Genomic DNA, 480 nt, shown 5'->3' with positions numbered 1-480 from the left:
TCTGCGAGAAGTGGGACGTCACCTCACCGATGACGGTGGCGATGACGTCCCACTTCTCGCAGATCTCCAGGAAGCGGTCGACCTTGCCGGGCTCGACGATGGCGCACATGCGCTCCTGCGACTCGCTCATGAGGATCTCCTCCGGCGAGAGCGTGTTGTCGCGCAGCGGCACGGTGTCCAGCTCGATCCGCATGCCGCCGGAGCCGGCCGAGGCCAGCTCGGAGGTGGCGCAGGAGAGGCCGGCGCCGCCGAGGTCCTGGATGCCCTTGACGAGCTTCTCGCCGAAGATCTCCAGGGTGCACTCGATGAGGAGCTTCTCCTGGAACGGGTCGCCGACCTGGACGGCCGGGCGCTTGGCCGGGCCGGTGGCGTCGAAGGTCTCGGAGGCGAGCACCGAGACACCGCCGATGCCGTCGCCGCCGGTGCGGGCCCCGTACAGGATGACCTTGTTGCCGGCGCCGGAGGCCTGCGTGGATGTCC

The 480-nt window shown here is 69.4% G+C and carries 1 pseudogene; it reads right to left on the bottom strand.

Annotated features, from left to right (window positions below):
* Nucleotides 1-480 (bottom strand): annotated as a pseudogene (locus tag C2142_RS40040) (AIR synthase-related protein); the annotation flags it as partial.

Source organism: Streptomyces sp. CB01881 (genome assembly GCF_002953255.1).
Lineage (GTDB): Bacteria > Actinomycetota > Actinomycetes > Streptomycetales > Streptomycetaceae > Kitasatospora.
This window is presented reverse-complemented; position numbering and strand designations above follow the sequence as displayed.